Source organism: Candidatus Pantoea soli (assembly GCF_007833795.1).
Classification (GTDB): domain Bacteria; phylum Pseudomonadota; class Gammaproteobacteria; order Enterobacterales; family Enterobacteriaceae; genus Pantoea; species Pantoea soli.
The window spans coordinates 2,824,367-2,839,840 of record NZ_CP032702.1 but is presented as its reverse complement, the minus strand read 5'-3'; the positions used below and the strand labels follow the sequence as shown (position 1 = coordinate 2,839,840).

The 15,474-nt window shown below is 54.6% G+C and carries 8 protein-coding genes, 2 tRNA genes, 2 rRNA genes, 1 pseudogene and 1 other annotated feature; of the genes and pseudogenes, 9 read left to right on the top strand and 4 right to left on the bottom strand.

Features of this window, described 5'->3' with window-relative positions:
- The first annotated feature begins 526 nt into the window (after window positions 1–526).
- A complete protein-coding gene (locus D8B20_RS13240; RefSeq protein WP_145889301.1) occupies window positions 527–1,606 on the top strand; it encodes a 3-deoxy-7-phosphoheptulonate synthase in 1,080 nt (359 codons plus the stop codon).
- 6 nt (window positions 1,607–1,612) lie between these two features.
- A complete protein-coding gene (tyrA, locus tag D8B20_RS13235; RefSeq protein WP_145889300.1) occupies window positions 1,613–2,734 on the top strand; it encodes a bifunctional chorismate mutase/prephenate dehydrogenase in 1,122 nt (373 codons plus the stop codon).
- Between the two features lie 32 nt (window positions 2,735–2,766).
- On the opposite strand, the gene pheA is transcribed toward tyrA, so the two are convergent.
- From pheA to bamD, 4 genes are all read right to left on the bottom strand, one after another.
- A complete protein-coding gene (gene pheA / locus D8B20_RS13230) occupies window positions 2,767–3,930 on the bottom strand; it encodes a bifunctional chorismate mutase/prephenate dehydratase (protein WP_145889299.1) in 1,164 nt (387 codons plus the stop codon).
- A gap of 22 nt (window positions 3,931–3,952) precedes the next feature.
- Window positions 3,953–4,077: a sequence feature (Phe leader region), on the bottom strand.
- Entirely contained in the window at window positions 4,029–4,076 is a 48-nt protein-coding gene (gene pheL, locus D8B20_RS13225) for a pheA operon leader peptide PheL (protein WP_100703679.1), read from the bottom strand. It overlaps the preceding feature by 48 nt.
- Before the next feature lie 97 nt (window positions 4,078–4,174).
- Entirely contained in the window at window positions 4,175–4,501 is a 327-nt protein-coding gene (gene raiA / locus D8B20_RS13220; protein ID WP_145889298.1) for a ribosome-associated translation inhibitor RaiA, read from the bottom strand.
- A 268-nt stretch (window positions 4,502–4,769) separates the two neighbouring features.
- Window positions 4,770–5,507, bottom strand: coding sequence for an outer membrane protein assembly factor BamD (bamD, locus tag D8B20_RS13215; RefSeq protein ID WP_145889297.1), 738 nt, complete (start codon window positions 5,505–5,507; stop codon window positions 4,770–4,772).
- Between the two features lie 130 nt (window positions 5,508–5,637).
- Here bamD and rluD point away from each other — a divergent pair, with 130 nt between their 5' ends.
- The 7 genes and pseudogenes from rluD to D8B20_RS13180 all read left to right on the top strand — a co-directional run bounded on the left by rluD (window position 5,638) and on the right by D8B20_RS13180 (window position 15,464).
- Window positions 5,638–6,618: a 23S rRNA pseudouridine(1911/1915/1917) synthase RluD gene (rluD, locus tag D8B20_RS13210; protein WP_145889296.1), complete on the top strand. Its 981-nt coding sequence runs from the start codon at window positions 5,638–5,640 to the stop codon at window positions 6,616–6,618.
- Between the two features lie 95 nt (window positions 6,619–6,713).
- Window positions 6,714–7,284: pseudogene (locus D8B20_RS13205) on the top strand (laccase domain-containing protein).
- 125 nt (window positions 7,285–7,409) lie between these two features.
- Entirely contained in the window at window positions 7,410–9,983 is a 2,574-nt protein-coding gene (gene clpB, locus D8B20_RS13200) for an ATP-dependent chaperone ClpB (protein ID WP_145889295.1), read from the top strand.
- A gap of 475 nt (window positions 9,984–10,458) precedes the next feature.
- Window positions 10,459–12,000: ribosomal RNA gene (locus D8B20_RS13195) — 16S ribosomal RNA — on the top strand.
- 73 nt (window positions 12,001–12,073) lie between these two features.
- Window positions 12,074–12,150: transfer RNA gene (locus tag D8B20_RS13190), tRNA-Ile, on the top strand.
- Between the two features lie 143 nt (window positions 12,151–12,293).
- Window positions 12,294–12,369 (top strand) — tRNA-Ala (locus tag D8B20_RS13185).
- 190 nt (window positions 12,370–12,559) lie between these two features.
- Window positions 12,560–15,464: ribosomal RNA gene (locus D8B20_RS13180) — 23S ribosomal RNA — on the top strand.
- Together the 16S and 23S rRNA genes with 2 tRNA genes alongside form the textbook arrangement of a ribosomal RNA operon.
- Window positions 15,465–15,474: the final 10 nt, after the last annotated feature.

Here is a 15,474-nt window from a genome sequence, read left to right as displayed (position 1 = left end):
CTGCGGATAAAGGCGGCTGCAGCATCAGTCATTGCAATATTCTCTGCTTCCGGCTTCCGGCTTCCGGCTTCCTGCGCTGCAGTTGCGTGAGGGGGATCCAGCATCTCGCGGCAGCGGGTTGATAATGCGGATGCGTCCTTACCAGCCATAGCTGAAGTGCGACGCCTTAACGGCCTGAGCAAATCCGTGCCCCTAAACGGGCGACGTCTGATACAGGCAACGGATACGAGTGATCCTGTTAAAACCTGGCTGAATAACAGGAGGTTAGTCTCAAAAGAACAACGTTGGCAGATTAGAAAATCATTATTGTAAAATATTATTTACACAAACATCGTGCTCGTGGCGTGGCTGTTTATTTTTAATTTTTTGATTTAATTAAATAAATTTGTAGTTAACGCTACGCGTATTTAGATATGGTAATAAAAGTGTACATCGATGGATTGATATAGATACAAGCTATGATAGAGTAACGCCTGTCCTCAGCGAGGATCACTAACCGCATAACGAGTTAACAAGGATCGCCATCATGCAAAAAGACGCGCTGAATAATGTGCACATCGCCGACGAACAGATCTTAATCACGCCGCAGGAGCTAAAAGCGAAGTTTCCGCTGACGGCAGAACAGGAAGCCCGTGTTGCCGCTTCCCGGCAGACCATTGCTGACATTATTGCCGGCCGCGATCCGCGTCTGCTGGTGGTATGTGGCCCCTGTTCGATCCACGATCCCGAAGCCGCACTGGAATACGCTCGTCAGTTGCAAACTCTTTCTGCACAGTTGAAGGATCAGCTGTACATCGTTATGCGCGTCTATTTTGAAAAACCCCGTACCACCGTTGGCTGGAAGGGGCTGATCAACGATCCTTATATGAATAACTCGTTTGATATGGAAGCGGGCCTGCACATTGCGCGTCAGCTGTTAGTGAATCTGGTTGAGATGGGGCTGCCGCTGGCGACAGAAGCGCTCGATCCCAACAGTCCGCAGTACCTGGGCGATCTGTTTAGCTGGTCCGCGATTGGTGCACGTACCACGGAATCGCAGACGCACCGGGAAATGGCTTCCGGCCTTTCCATGCCGGTTGGTTTCAAAAACGGAACCGATGGCAGCCTGGGTACCGCCATCAATGCCATGCGCGCCGCAGCCATGCCGCATCGCTTTGTGGGTATCAATCAGGCAGGGCAGGTGTGCCTGCTGCAAACCCAGGGGAATCCGGATGGGCATGTGATTCTGCGCGGCGGCAAAACGCCCAATTACGGTCCGGAAGATGTCGCGCAGTGTGAAAAAGAGATGGTGAAAGCGGGACTGCGTCCGGCCTTGATGATAGATTGCAGCCATGGCAATTCTAACAAAGACTATCGCCGTCAGCCTGGCGTAGCCGAATCGGCTATCGCGCAGATTAAAGATGGAAATCGTTCCATTATTGGCCTGATGCTGGAAAGTCACATTCATGAAGGCAACCAGTCTTCTGAACAGCCGCGTAGCGAGATGAAATACGGCGTTTCTGTCACCGATGCCTGCATCAACTGGGAAACGACCGAAACCTTGCTGCGTGAAATCCATCGGGATCTGCAGGGAGTGCTGTCGGCGCGTCTGTCACACGAGGTGTAATGAGTCATGGTGGCTGAACTGACCGCGCTGCGCGATCAAATTGATGAAGTGGATAAAGCTCTGCTTGGGCTGCTGGCAAAAAGGCTGGCGCTGGTGGCTGAAGTCGGAGAAGTAAAAAGCCGTTATGGCCTGCCTATTTATGTGCCTGAGCGTGAGGCCAGTATGCTGGCTTCGCGTCGTCAGGAGGCCGAAGCGCTGGGTGTGTCACCGGATTTAATTGAAGACGTGCTGCGGCGTTTGATGCGTGAATCTTATGCGCACGAAAACGAAAAAGGCTTCAAAACGCTTTGCCCGACGCTGCGTCCGGTGGTGATTGTTGGCGGCAACGGCCAGATGGGGCGGCTGTTTGAAAAGATGCTTACGCTCTCGGGCTATACCGTGCGCATTCTGGATAAGGATGACTGGCATCAGGCCGGGACGTTGTTAAGCGATGCCGGTATGGTGATCATCAGCGTACCGATTCACCTCACCGAGCAGATCATTGGCAGGCTGCCGGCGTTGCCGGAAGACTGCATCCTGGTTGACCTGGCGTCGGTCAAAAATCGCCCGCTGCAGGCAATGCTGGCCGCACACAGTGGCCCGGTGCTCGGCCTGCATCCGATGTTCGGACCGGACAGCGGCAGCCTGGCCAAGCAGGTGGTGGTGTGGTGTGATGGCCGCCAGCCGGAAGCGTATCAGTGGTTCCTGGAGCAGATTCAGGTATGGGGCGCGCGGCTGCATCGCATCAGTGCCGTTGAGCACGACCAGAATATGGCCTTTATCCAGGCGCTGCGCCACTTCGCGACGTTCGCCTATGGCCTGCATCTGGCGGAGGAGAACGTGAATCTCGATCAGCTGCTGGCGCTCTCTTCGCCAATTTACCGGCTCGAGCTGGCCATGGTCGGGCGTTTGTTTGCCCAGAACCCGCAGCTTTATGCGGACATCATCATGTCGTCGGAAAGTAATCTGGCGCTGATCAAACGTTATTATCAGCGCTTTGGCGAAGCGATTGCTTTACTGGAGCAGGGTGATAAACAGGCGTTTATCACCAGCTTTGAGCGGGTGGCGGACTGGTTCGGCGATTATGCTCAGCGCTTCCTGGTTGAAAGCCGCAGCATGTTGCGTTCGGCCAACGACAGCCGGCAGTAAAAGAAAAGGCATCCGCATGGATGCCTTTTTACTTAGCTGCGCGGTTCAACGGGTACCACGTTCTCACCCGGATAACAGCCTAGCACCTTCAGCGAACGGGTCAGGCCGCGCAGCTCGTCAATGGCCTGCTGCATCGCCGCCGATTGCAGATTGCCCTGCACATCAATATAAAACATCTCTTCCCATGGATTGCCATGAATCGGGCGGTTTTCCAGCTTGCTCATAATCAGATTGTGATTACGCAGCACCAGCAGCGCTTCAACCAGCGCACCTGCCTGCTGGCCGGTAGCCATAATCAGCGTGGTTTTCGCCGGTACCTGGCTGGACACTTCAATCGGTTTACGGGCCAGTACGATAAAGCGCGTGTGATTCTGCTGCTGATTAGCCAGATTACGTTCCAGCACCTGCAGACCATACAGCTCGCCGCCGGCTTCGCTGCCCAGCGCGGCCACTTTCGGGGAATGCATGGCCGCCACTTTTTCCATCGCCGCAGCGGTGCTCTCGGTATATTCGATTTTCCACTGCGGGAAGCGATTAATAAACTGACTGCACTGCTGGAAAGGTTGCGGATGACTGTAGACGGTTTCAATCTGCTGCAGGTCAGTGTGGCCATTCACCAGCACACAATGTTCGATAGGAATAGTCAGCTCACCGACAATCGACAGTGAGGTGTGCTGCAGCAGATCGTAAACGTCATTGATGGAGCCGGAGCTGGTGTTTTCAATCGGCATCACCGCGTAATCCGCCTGGCCGCTCTCGACCTGCTGAATAATGTCATAGAATTTCAGGCAGCCCATTTCTACCATCGAGTCAAAATGGCGTGAAGCATATTTACGCGCTGCAAGATGCGAGTAGGAGCCTTTAGGCCCGAGGAAGGCAATACGCGGCGACAGCGCATGAGGATGGTTAAGGTTTTTCTGCAGCAGCGCCTGCTGCGTCAGCACCGAGTCTTCAATAATCAGCTGAAACAGGCGGGTGATGTAATGTGCATCCAGCTGATGATGTTTACCCAGCGTAATCAGATTCTCCAGCAGCGCACGCTCGCGTTCCACATCGCGAATCGGGCGGTGCCTGGCGAGTTTGGCGTGTGCTACCTCAACAGCCAGCGCGCGGCGTTCTGCCAGTAGCGTCAAAAGCTGGGTATCAACGGCGCTGATTTTATCGCGCAGGGCCAGCAGCGGATTTTCGGGGGTCATAGGGCTCACCTGTAAAATGTCCAATAAAAAAGCCTCCCGGCTGGGAGGCTTTGTTGTTCGTCTTCGCATTCATTTTCACATGACGAATCGCCTCCCGTTCAGGGGAAGGTAAAAAAGAATGCGAAGAAAAACGGCAGATGTTTCATTGTGATGTCCGGCAGAAAGTTGACCTGAGAGTAACCGCACTGCTTAAAAGCTGTCAATAAAAAACGCGCCCGCAGGCGCGTTGCTGAACAAGAAGACATTATCCTGCCGGCGAAAAATCTTTTACGCTGGTGGCCGCCCGGCGCGCTTCCGGTTTGTGCTGCGCTTTATTGAGCTGGCGCTCGAGCTTGGCGATCAGGTCATTAATGGCCGTATACATATCATCGTGTTTCGCGCTGGCAACCAGCGTACCGTTTGGCGTGTTAATGGTGGCGTCGGCCACGAATTCTTTCGGCTCTTTCGATAACACAATGTGCGGATTTATCAGGTGGGTTTGCCATTTTTCCAGCTTGGCGAGACGGTCTTCGACATGGTTGCGGATAGCCGCAGTGATTTCCATTTGTTTGCTGGTAATGTTCAGAATCATAGTTAAACCTCTCTGTCATTTCCGTCTGGGTAGGTCCAGCATACCGCGGAGTACAGGAATTTGTGTGATCTGGATCACATTGAAATGTCACATTTTGTCAATGCCGCTAAATTGTGAGAAAGGCCGGGGAACAGGCGTAAAAAGCTTGAAGGCACTGCGGGAAGGGCGCAAGATTGACGGGATAACCGCAGCGGAAACCAGCAGATTCGGCTTCTGCGCGCATGAAAAAGCAGCCCGGAGGCTGCTTTTTTTGTGACACTGAACGGACTTAACTGTTGTTGGCTGCGATGATTTTCGCCACTTTGTCCGCTTCGGCTGTCAGCTGCAGCTGGCGATAGGCATTTTCCATCAGCGGCAGCGCATCATGCGTAGCCTGCGTATCCGGATAATCACGCATCATGCCTTCCACACGATTAACGACAGCGACATAGGCGCCCCGTTTGGTATAGAATTGCGCCACTGAAAGCTCATATTTCGCCAGACGATCTTTCAGGAACGTCAGACGCTTCTGCGCATCTGCCGCATACTGGCTGTTTGGATAGCCACGCAGCAGCTGCGAGAAATCACGAAACGCGTCACGCGCGTGTGTCGGATCGCGGTCAGAGCGGTCAATCCCGAAGAAGCCCTGCAGCGCAGAGTCATCCAGCGCCATGTCCGTCAGACCTTTCATATAGATGACGTAGTCGATATTCGGATGGGTCGGGTTCAGACGCATAAAGCGGGAAATTGCCGCTTGCGCCAGAGGCAGGTCGGCATTTTTGTAGTACGCGTAGATTAAATCCAGCTGCACCTGCTGCGAATAAGGACCAAACGGATAACGGTTATCCAGCGCTTCCAGTTGCTTAATCGCTGCTTTAAAGTTACCGTCCTGCAGCTTTTGCTGGGCTGTCGCATAAATTTCAGACGGCGGGCTGTCCGGGACCGGGTCCGATGAACCGGAGCAGCCAGCCAGGGCCAGGCTCAGGCTCAGTGTGGCTGCAGCCACCAGATGTTTCATACGCGTCATGACGAAATGATTATCCTCAAAGTGTTATGGCGGAAGCTGTCCGTATAGCTCCCGGTAATGACCAGGTACGATAGCACATTATATTAAACGGCATCGCCGTGAAAACCCAACGTTAACGAAGAAGCTGTATATGGCACAACAAGTTCAACTCACCGCAACGGTGTCCGAAGCACAACTTGGACAACGCTTAGATCAGACTTTGGCGGAATTGTTCCCTGATTATTCACGTTCCCGCATAAAAGAGTGGATCCTCGAGCGCCGCGTCAGCGTCAACGGCACCATCATCGATAAACCCAAAGAGAAAGTGTTTGGCGGTGAGCAGGTTGCGATTGAGGCGGAGATCGAAGAAGAGCAGCGCTGGGAAGCGCAAAACATTCCGCTCAATATTGTTTATGAAGATGACGACATTCTGGTCATCAACAAACCCCGTGACCTGGTGGTGCATCCTGGCGCAGGGAATCCGGACGGGACGGTGCTGAACGCCCTACTGTATCACTACCCGGCGATTGCCGATGTGCCCCGCGCCGGTATCGTGCATCGTCTTGATAAAGACACTACGGGCCTGATGGTGGTAGCGAAAACGGTTCCGGCTCAGACGCATCTGGTGGAGACGCTGCAGCTGCGTGAAATCACCCGTGAATATGAAGCGGTAGCGATTGGCACCATGACGGCGGGCGGCACGGTTAATGAGCCGATGGCGCGTCACTCAACCAAGCGTACGCACATGGCGGTTCATCCGATGGGGAAACCGGCTACCACGCACTACCGCATCATGGAGCATTTTCGTGCCCATACGCGGCTACGTCTGCGGCTGGAGACCGGGCGCACGCACCAGATCCGTGTCCACATGGCGCATATCAATCATCCGCTGGTGGGCGATCCGCTGTACGGTGGCCGTCCGCGCCCGCCAAAAGGTGCGTCGGAAGCCTTCATTAATACGTTACGTGGGTTCGACCGTCAGGCACTGCACGCCACAATGCTGCGTCTTTACCATCCCATTACCGGCATTGAAATGGAGTGGCATGCACCGCTGCCGCAGGACATGGTGGAGTTAATTGATGCGCTGAAAGCCGATACAGAAGAGTTTCGCGATCAGATGGACTGGCTATGAGTGCATGGATCATCCCGGACTGGCCAGCACCTTCGCGCGTCCGGGCGTGTTCCACTACCCGTCAGGGCGGTGTCAGCGCTGCGCCGTGGGATTCACTGAACCTTGGGGCGCACGTCGGCGACAGCGCAACGCATGTCATGCAGAATCGTCAGCGTCTGGCAGTGGCACAGCTACCTGCCATGCCACAGTGGCTGGAACAGGTGCACGGAAACGCAGTGGTGCGCCTGCCTGCCAGCGAGGCCGCACCGCGTGCCGATGCCGCCATTACCCGGGAAAGCGGCGTGGTGTGCGCGGTGATGACGGCTGATTGCCTGCCGGTGCTGTTTTGCCGGCGTGCTGGAGCAGACGCTGGCGCATTTTCACTGCGCACCCGATGAAATTCATGCCTGGCTGGGGCCAGCAATCGGTCCGCAGGCGTTTGAAGTCGGCGCTGAAGTGCGCAGCGCGTTCATGGCACAGGATTCGCGTGCCAGGCAGGCGTTTCGTCCGTGCGGCAGCAAATATTTTGCGGATATCTGGCTGCTGGCACGTCAGCGTTTGCAGGCCGCCGGTGTGCACTCTATCAGTGGTACGCTGCGCTGTACCTACAGCGAAAGCGCGGATTTTTTCTCCTTCCGGCGTGATGGCATAACCGGGCGTATGGCAACTTTGATTTGGCTGCGATAACCTTACGCCGCAAGACGATCCAGTAAGCGTATTTTTTGCTCACAACTCAGGTCATTAACCTTGAAAATTTGAGGGAAGACCTCATTTAATCTCCAGTAGCATTTTGACCTGTAATGGGAGGAATTATGCGTCTGGATCGTCTTACTAATAAGTTCCAGCTGGCGCTTGCCGATGCACAGTCCCTTGCTCTGGGACACGATAACCAATTCATTGAACCCCTTCATGTGATGAGCGCGCTGCTCACCCAGGAAGGCGGATCGGTGCGCCCGCTGTTAAGTGCCGCAGGTGCCGATGTGGCTGGCCTGCGTACCAGCATTGAACAGGCCATTAACCGTCTGCCGCAGGTAGAAGGCACTGATGGCGATGTTCAACCCTCAGCCGATTTAGTCCGGGTACTGAACCTGTGCGACAAGCTTGCGCAAAAGCGCGGCGACAACTTTATATCATCTGAATTATTTGTTCTGGCGGCCCTCGACTCACGCGGCTCCCTGGCGGATTTGCTGAAATCTGCTGGCGCATCCCCGGAAAAAATCAGTAAGGCCATCGAGCAACTGCGTGGAGGAGAGAACGTGAACGATCAGGGGGCGGAAGATCAACGCCAGGCACTGAAAAAATACACTATTGATCTGACTGAGCGCGCCGAATCCGGCAAGCTCGATCCGGTCATTGGTCGCGATGAAGAGATTCGCCGCACTATTCAGGTGCTGCAACGCCGGACTAAAAATAACCCGGTGTTGATCGGTGAGCCCGGCGTGGGTAAAACCGCTATTGTGGAAGGCCTGGCACAGCGCATCATAAATGGCGAAGTACCGGAAGGTCTGAAAGGGCGTCGCGTACTGGCGCTGGATATGGGCGCGCTGGTGGCCGGCGCGAAATATCGCGGTGAGTTTGAAGAGCGCCTGAAAGGCGTGCTGAGCGATCTGGCGAAGCAGGAAGGGAATGTCATCCTGTTTATTGATGAATTGCACACGATGGTAGGGGCGGGCAAAGCTGACGGCGCAATGGATGCCGGCAACATGCTGAAGCCTGCGCTGGCGCGTGGTGAACTGCACTGCGTGGGTGCGACTACGCTGGATGAATATCGCCAGTACATTGAGAAAGATGCCGCGCTGGAGCGACGTTTCCAGAAGGTGTTTGTGGCTGAACCCAGCGTTGAAGATACCATCGCCATTCTGCGCGGTCTGAAGGAGCGGTACGAGCTGCACCATCATGTGCAGATCACCGACCCGGCCATCGTGGCGGCAGCTACGCTTTCGCATCGTTATATTGCCGATCGTCAGTTGCCGGATAAGGCCATTGACCTGATCGATGAGGCGGCATCCAGCATCCGACTGCAGATCGACTCGAAGCCGGAACCCCTGGATCGCCTTGACCGCCGTATTATTCAGCTGAAACTGGAACAGCAGGCACTGAAGAAAGAGTCTGATGACGCCAGCGTGAAGCGTCTGGAGATGCTGGAAGCAGAGCTGGAACAGAAAGAGCGCGAATACGCCGAACTGGAAGAAGAGTGGAAAGCGGAAAAAGCCTCACTCACTGGCACGCAGAATATCAAAGCAGAGCTTGAGCAGGCCCGTCTGGCAATGGAGCAGGCGCGGCGCGTCGGCGATTTGGGACAGATGTCTGAATTGCAGTACGGCAAAATCCCGGAGCTGGAAAAGCAGCTGGCAGCGGCAACGCAGTCTGAAGGCAAGACCATGAAGCTGTTACGCAACCGCGTGACTGACGTGGAAATTGCCGACGTGCTGGCCCGCTGGACCGGTATCCCGGTGGCGCGCATGATGGAAGGGGAGCGAGACAAGCTACTGCGCATGGAGCAGGAGCTGCATGCGCGGGTGATTGGCCAGAATGAGGCGGTTGATGCGGTATCGAATGCAATTCGCCGCAGCCGTGCGGGTCTGTCTGACCCGAACCGGCCAATCGGTTCTTTTCTGTTCCTTGGTCCGACCGGGGTGGGTAAAACCGAGCTGTGCAAAGCGCTGGCAAACTTCCTCTTTGACAGTGATGACGCCATGGTGCGTATCGATATGTCAGAATTTATGGAGAAACATTCAGTCTCGCGTCTGGTGGGCGCACCTCCGGGTTACGTGGGCTATGAAGAAGGTGGCTATCTGACGGAAGCGGTCCGCCGCCGTCCGTATTCGGTGATTCTGCTGGATGAGGTTGAAAAAGCGCATCCTGACGTATTCAACATTCTGTTGCAGGTGCTGGATGATGGACGCCTCACCGATGGCCAGGGCCGCACGGTGGATTTCCGTAATACCGTTGTCATTATGACGTCGAACCTCGGTTCGGATCTGATTCAGGAGCGTTTCGGCACGCTGGATTATCCGGCAATGAAAGAGACGGTGATGTCGGTAGTCGGGAACCACTTCCGTCCGGAATTTATCAACCGTATCGACGAAGTGGTTGTCTTCCATCCGCTTGGCGAGAAACACATTGCTTCAATTGCGCAGATTCAGCTGCAGCGGCTGTATCAGCGACTGGAAGAACGCGGCTTCCAGCTGCATATCACGGATGATGCGCTGAAATTGCTGGCAGAGAATGGCTATGACCCGGTTTATGGTGCGCGGCCGCTTAAACGTGCGATTCAGCAACAGATTGAAAACCCACTGGCGCAAAAAATTCTTTCTGGCGCGCTGTTGCCAGGCAAAACCGTGGAAATGGACGTCGAAGACGGCGTGATTACGGCAAAACAGTAACGGTAAGTGATGATAAACGGGCCTGCGGGCCCGTTTTTTGTGGCTGTTTCACAAGAATTAGCCGGTTTTTGCAACGTCTTGCCTGGAAAGTGAGCGGTTGCGCAGAAAGTTGAAATTAGCGCTTGTCAGCGGAATCGAAGTCCCTATAATGCGCCACCACTGAGACGGCAAAGCGGCAACGCAGGCGGCTCAGCAGGGCGTGAAGCGATTCACCCCGCCGGAGAAAAACCTCTGAAAAAGAGGTTGACTCTGAAGGAGGAAAGCGTAATATACGCCACCTCGCGACAGCAGGCAGTACGCCGCGTCGCACCGCTCTTTAACAATTTATCAGACAATCTGTGTGGGCACTCACGGGATTGATATCACAAGCCTCCGGGCTTGAAAAAATATCAAGACTCTGCTGAGTGAACACGTAATTCATTACGAAGTTTAATTCACAGAGCATCGCTGCACTCGTTGCAGCAAATCAAACTTTAAATTGAAGAGTTTGATCATGGCTCAGATTGAACGCTGGCGGCAGGCCTAACACATGCAAGTCGGACGGTAGCACAGAGGAGCTTGCTCTTCGGGTGACGAGTGGCGGACGGGTGAGTAATGTCTGGGAAACTGCCCGATGGAGGGGGATAACTACTGGAAACGGTAGCTAATACCGCATAACGTCGCAAGACCAAAGTGGGGGACCTTCGGGCCTCACACCATCGGATGTGCCCAGATGGGATTAGCTAGTAGGTGGGGTAACGGCTCACCTAGGCGACGATCCCTAGCTGGTCTGAGAGGATGACCAGCCACACTGGAACTGAGACACGGTCCAGACTCCTACGGGAGGCAGCAGTGGGGAATATTGCACAATGGGCGCAAGCCTGATGCAGCCATGCCGCGTGTATGAAGAAGGCCTTCGGGTTGTAAAGTACTTTCAGCGGGGAGGAAGGCGGTAAGGTTAATAACCTTGCCGATTGACGTTACCCGCAGAAGAAGCACCGGCTAACTCCGTGCCAGCAGCCGCGGTAATACGGAGGGTGCAAGCGTTAATCGGAATTACTGGGCGTAAAGCGCACGCAGGCGGTCTGTTAAGTCAGATGTGAAATCCCCGGGCTTAACCTGGGAACTGCATTTGAAACTGGCAGGCTTGAGTCTCGTAGAGGGGGGTAGAATTCCAGGTGTAGCGGTGAAATGCGTAGAGATCTGGAGGAATACCGGTGGCGAAGGCGGCCCCCTGGACGAAGACTGACGCTCAGGTGCGAAAGCGTGGGGAGCAAACAGGATTAGATACCCTGGTAGTCCACGCCGTAAACGATGTCGACTTGGAGGTTGTGCCCTTGAGGCGTGGCTTCCGGAGCTAACGCGTTAAGTCGACCGCCTGGGGAGTACGGCCGCAAGGTTAAAACTCAAATGAATTGACGGGGGCCCGCACAAGCGGTGGAGCATGTGGTTTAATTCGATGCAACGCGAAGAACCTTACCTGGCCTTGACATCCAGAGAACTTAGCAGAGATGCTTTGGTGCCTTCGGGAACTCTGAGACAGGTGCTGCATGGCTGTCGTCAGCTCGTGTTGTGAAATGTTGGGTTAAGTCCCGCAACGAGCGCAACCCTTATCCTTTGTTGCCAGCGGCTCGGCCGGGAACTCAAAGGAGACTGCCGGTGATAAACCGGAGGAAGGTGGGGATGACGTCAAGTCATCATGGCCCTTACGGCCAGGGCTACACACGTGCTACAATGGCGCATACAAAGAGAAGCGACCTCGCGAGAGCAAGCGGACCTCATAAAGTGCGTCGTAGTCCGGATTGGAGTCTGCAACTCGACTCCATGAAGTCGGAATCGCTAGTAATCGTAGATCAGAATGCTACGGTGAATACGTTCCCGGGCCTTGTACACACCGCCCGTCACACCATGGGAGTGGGTTGCAAAAGAAGTAGGTAGCTTAACCTTCGGGAGGGCGCTTACCACTTTGTGATTCATGACTGGGGTGAAGTCGTAACAAGGTAACCGTAGGGGAACCTGCGGTTGGATCACCTCCTTACCTGAAGATACCTTCCCGCGCAGTGCTCACACAGATTGTCTGATAGAAAAGTAACGAGCAGAAAAACCTCTACAGGCTTGTAGCTCAGGTGGTTAGAGCGCACCCCTGATAAGGGTGAGGTCGGTGGTTCAAGTCCACTCAGGCCTACCATATTCGCACTCATGCTGCGTTATGTCTCCGGCTCGCATAGTTCACTATGCTTCGCGGAAACATGCCCTGCCTGAGCACGAATGATATTCCTCAGGGAATATACTCGGTTGAGTGGTAGTAGACGGTTTCTGCAGTGACTGCATGGGGCTATAGCTCAGCTGGGAGAGCGCCTGCCTTGCACGCAGGAGGTCAGCGGTTCGATCCCGCTTAGCTCCACCATACAGTCCTGAAAAACACTTCAGAGTGTGCTGCATAAGCATACTGCGAAGTATTTGCTCTTTAACAATCCGGAACAAGCTGAAAATTTGAAACGAACGCGCCGCGTATTTCCCCGTAACAGGAAATAAGGCGGAGCGTCCGGGTCCGAGATTTTCGCGATTCACATGCGCAAAACGCCTGTGGGTTGTGAGGTTAAGCGACCAAGCGTACACGGTGGATGCCCTGGCAGTCAGAGGCGATGAAGGACGTGCTAATCTGCGAAAAGCGACGGTAAGGTGATATGAACCGCTACAGCCGTCGATGTCCGAATGGGGAAACCCAATGCATTTATGCATTATCGTTAACTGAATACATAGGTTAACGAGGCGAACCGGGGGAACTGAAACATCTAAGTACCCCGAGGAAAAGAAATCAACCGAGATTCCCCCAGTAGCGGCGAGCGAACGGGGAGGAGCCCAGAGCCTGAATCAGCTTGTGCGTCAGTGGAAGCGTCTGGAAAGGCGCGCGATACCGGGTGACAGCCCCGTACACGAAGACGCACAGGCTGTGAGCTCGATGAGTAGGGCGGGACACGTGGTATCCTGTCTGAATATGGGGGGACCATCCTCCAAGGCTAAATACTCCTGACTGACCGATAGTGAACCAGTACCGTGAGGGAAAGGCGAAAAGAACCCCGGCGAGGGGAGTGAAACAGAACCTGAAACCGTGTACGTACAAGCAGTGGGAGCCTCTTTATGGGGTGACTGCGTACCTTTTGTATAATGGGTCAGCGACTTATATTCTGTAGCAAGGTTAACCGCATAGGGGAGCCGAAGGGAAACCGAGTCTTAACCGGGCGCTAAGTTGCAGGGTATAGACCCGAAACCCGGTGATCTAGCCATGGGCAGGTTGAAGGTTGGGTAACACTAACTGGAGGACCGAACCGACTAATGTTGAAAAATTAGCGGATGACCTGTGGCTGGGGGTGAAAGGCCAATCAAACCGGGAGATAGCTGGTTCTCCCCGAAAGCTATTTAGGTAGCGCCTCGTGAACTCATCTCCGGGGGTAGAGCACTGTTTCGGCTAGGGGGCCATCCCGGCTTACCAACCCGATGCAAACTGCGAATACCGGAGAATGTTATCACGGGAGACACACGGCGGGTGCTAACGTCCGTCGTGAAGAGGGAAACAACCCAGACCGCCAGCTAAGGTCCCAAAGTCATGGTTAAGTGGGAAACGATGTGGGAAGGCACAGACAGCCAGGATGTTGGCTTAGAAGCAGCCATCATTTAAAGAAAGCGTAATAGCTCACTGGTCGAGTCGGCCTGCGCGGAAGATGTAACGGGGCTAAACCATGCACCGAAGCTGCGGCAGCGACGCGAATGCGTTGTTGGGTAGGGGAGCGTTCTGTAAGCCGCAGAAGGTGGCCTGTGAGGGCTGCTGGAGGTATCAGAAGTGCGAATGCTGACATAAGTAACGATAAAGCGGGTGAAAAGCCCGCTCGCCGGAAGACCAAGGGTTCCTGTCCAACGTTAATCGGGGCAGGGTGAGTCGACCCCTAAGGCGAGGCCGAAAGGCGTAGTCGATGGGAAACAGGTTAATATTCCTGTACTTGGTGTTACTGCGAAGGGGGGACGGAGAAGGCTAGGTTATCCGGGCGACGGTTGTCCCGGTTTAAGCGTGCAGGTGTGAAGACCAGGCAAATCCGGTCTTCTTTAACACTGAGGCGTGACGACGAGGCTCTACGGAGCTGAAGTAACTGATGCCCTGCTTCCAGGAAAAGCCTCTAAGCTCCAGGTAACACGAAATCGTACCCCAAACCGACACAGGTGGTCAGGTAGAGAATACCAAGGCGCTTGAGAGAACTCGGGTGAAGGAACTAGGCAAAATGGTGCCGTAACTTCGGGAGAAGGCACGCTGGCGCGTAGGTGAGGGGACTTGCTCCCGGAGCCGAGGCCAGTCGAAGATACCAGCTGGCTGCAACTGTTTATTAAAAACACAGCACTGTGCAAACACGAAAGTGGACGTATACGGTGTGACGCCTGCCCGGTGCCGGAAGGTTAATTGATGGGGTTATCCGTAAGGAGAAGCTCTTGATCGAAGCCCCGGTAAACGGCGGCCGTAACTATAACGGTCCTAAGGTAGCGAAATTCCTTGTCGGGTAAGTTCCGACCTGCACGAATGGCGTAATGATGGCCAGGCTGTCTCCACCCGAGACTCAGTGAAATTGAAATCGCTGTGAAGATGCAGTGTACCCGCGGCAAGACGGAAAGACCCCGTGAACCTTTACTATAGCTTGACACTGAACATTGAGCCTTGATGTGTAGGATAGGTGGGAGGCTTTGAAGCGCGGACGCCAGTCCGCGTGGAGCCATCCTTGAAATACCACCCTTTAATGTTTGATGTTCTAACGTAGGCCCGTTATCCGGGCTGCGGACAGTGTCTGGTGGGTAGTTTGACTGGGGCGGTCTCCTCCCAAAGCGTAACGGAGGAGCACGAAGGTTGGCTAATCCTGGTCGGACATCAGGAGGTTAGTGCAATGGCATAAGCCAGCTTGACTGCGAGAGTGACGGCTCGAGCAGGTGCGAAAGCAGGTCATAGTGATCCGGTGGTTCTGAATGGAAGGGCCATCGCTCAACGGATAAAAGGTACTCCGGGGATAACAGGCTGATACCGCCCAAGAGTTCATATCGACGGCGGTGTTTGGCACCTCGATGTCGGCTCATCACATCCTGGGGCTGAAGTAGGTCCCAAGGGTACGGCTGTTCGCCGTTTAAAGTGGTACGCGAGCTGGGTTTAGAACGTCGTGAGACAGTTCGGTCCCTATCTGCCGTGGGCGCTGGAGAATTGAGGGGGGTTGCTCCTAGTACGAGAGGACCGGAGTGAACGCACCGCTGGTGTTCGGGTTGTCATGCCAATGGCACTGCCCGGTAGCTAAGTGCGGAAGAGATAAGTGCTGAAAGCATCTAAGCACGAAACTTGCCCCGAGATGAGTTCTCCCTGACCCCTCGAGGGTCCTGAAGGGACGTTGAAGACGACGACGTTGATAGGCCGGATGTGTAAGCGCAGCGATGCGTTGAGCTTACCGGTACTAATGACCCGTGAGGCTTAACCTTACAACGCCAG

Coding starts and splice junctions, on each gene's coding strand:
- D8B20_RS13240 (WP_145889301.1), top strand. CDS start 527: ATGCAAAAAGACGCGCTGAATAATGTGCACATCGCCGACGAACAGATC.
- tyrA (WP_145889300.1), top strand. CDS start 1,613: ATGGTGGCTGAACTGACCGCGCTGCGCGATCAAATTGATGAAGTGGAT.
- pheA (WP_145889299.1), bottom strand. CDS start 3,930: ATGACCCCCGAAAATCCGCTGCTGGCCCTGCGCGATAAAATCAGCGCC.
- raiA (WP_145889298.1), bottom strand. CDS start 4,501: ATGATTCTGAACATTACCAGCAAACAAATGGAAATCACTGCGGCTATC.
- bamD (WP_145889297.1), bottom strand. CDS start 5,507: ATGACGCGTATGAAACATCTGGTGGCTGCAGCCACACTGAGCCTGAGC.
- rluD (WP_145889296.1), top strand. CDS start 5,638: ATGGCACAACAAGTTCAACTCACCGCAACGGTGTCCGAAGCACAACTT.
- clpB (WP_145889295.1), top strand. CDS start 7,410: ATGCGTCTGGATCGTCTTACTAATAAGTTCCAGCTGGCGCTTGCCGAT.